The organism is Fictibacillus nanhaiensis (assembly GCF_049537595.1).
GTDB lineage: Bacteria > Bacillota > Bacilli > Bacillales > Fictibacillaceae > Fictibacillus > Fictibacillus nanhaiensis_F.
Genome location: NZ_JBMULM010000013.1, coordinates 1 through 1,562 on the forward strand (window position 1 = coordinate 1; position 1,562 = coordinate 1,562).

At 54.3% G+C, this 1,562-nt stretch carries 1 rRNA gene; it reads right to left on the minus strand.

Going from position 1 to position 1,562, the window contains the following annotated elements:
• Positions 1-17: 17 nt before the first annotated feature.
• Positions 18-1,562 (minus strand): 16S ribosomal RNA (locus tag ACOZ9X_RS21125).

A 1,562-nucleotide genomic window follows, 5' to 3' on the forward strand; every position in this document is an offset into this window, starting at 1 on the left:
TTTCATAATCTCCATAGAAAGGAGGTGATCCAGCCGCACCTTCCGATACGGCTACCTTGTTACGACTTCACCCCAATCATCTGTCCCACCTTCGGCGGCTGGCTCCCAAAAGGGTTACCCCACCGACTTCGGGTGTTACAAACTCTCGTGGTGTGACGGGCGGTGTGTACAAGGCCCGGGAACGTATTCACCGCGGCATGCTGATCCGCGATTACTAGCAATTCCGGCTTCATGTAGGCGAGTTGCAGCCTACAATCCGAACTGAGAATGACTTTTTGGGATTGGCTTGGCCTCGCGGCTTCGCAACCCTTTGTATCATCCATTGTAGCACGTGTGTAGCCCAGGTCATAAGGGGCATGATGATTTGACGTCGTCCCCACCTTCCTCCGGTTTGTCACCGGCAGTCACCTTAGAGTGCCCAACTGAATGCTGGCAACTAAGGTCAAGGGTTGCGCTCGTTGCGGGACTTAACCCAACATCTCACGACACGAGCTGACGACAACCATGCACCACCTGTCACTTTGTCCCCCGAAGGGGAAAGCTCTATCTCTAGAGTGGTCAAAGGATGTCAAGACCTGGTAAGGTTCTTCGCGTTGCTTCGAATTAAACCACATGCTCCACTGCTTGTGCGGGCCCCCGTCAATTCCTTTGAGTTTCAACCTTGCGGTCGTACTCCCCAGGCGGAGTGCTTAATGTGTTAACTTCAGCACTGAGGGTGGAACCCCCCAACACCTAGCACTCATCGTTTACGGCGTGGACTACCAGGGTATCTAATCCTGTTTGCTCCCCACGCTTTCGCGCCTCAGCGTCAGTTACAGGCCAAAAAGCCGCCTTCGCCACTGGTGTTCCTCCACATCTCTACGCATTTCACCGCTACACGTGGAATTCCACTTTTCTCTCCTGCACTCAAGTCTCCCAGTTTCCAATGACCCTCCACGGTTGAGCCGTGGGCTTTCACATCAGACTTAAGAGACCGCCTGCGCGCGCTTTACGCCCAATAATTCCGGATAACGCTTGCCACCTACGTATTACCGCGGCTGCTGGCACGTAGTTAGCCGTGGCTTTCTGGTTAGGTACCGTCAAGGTACGAGCAGTTACTCTCGTACTTGTTCTTCTCTAACAACAGAGCTTTACGACCCGAAGGCCTTCATCGCTCACGCGGCGTTGCTCGGTCAGGCTTTCGCCCATTGCCGAAGATTCCCTACTGCTGCCTCCCGTAGGAGTCTGGGCCGTGTCTCAGTCCCAGTGTGGCCGATCACCCTCTCAGGTCGGCTACGCATCGTCGCCTTGGTGAGCCGTTACCTCACCAACTAGCTAATGCGCCGCGGGCTCATCTGTAAGTGTCAGCCGAAACCGACTTTCAAAAAGAAGAAATGCTTCTTCTCTTATTATCCGGTATTAGCCCCGGTTTCCCGGAGTTATCCCCGTCTTACAGGCAGATTACCCACGTGTTACTCACCCGTCCGCCGCTAAATCAGAGGAGCAAGCTCCTCATCATTCGCTCGACTTGCATGTATTAGGCACGCCGCCAGCGTTCATCCTGAGCCAGGATCAAACTCTCC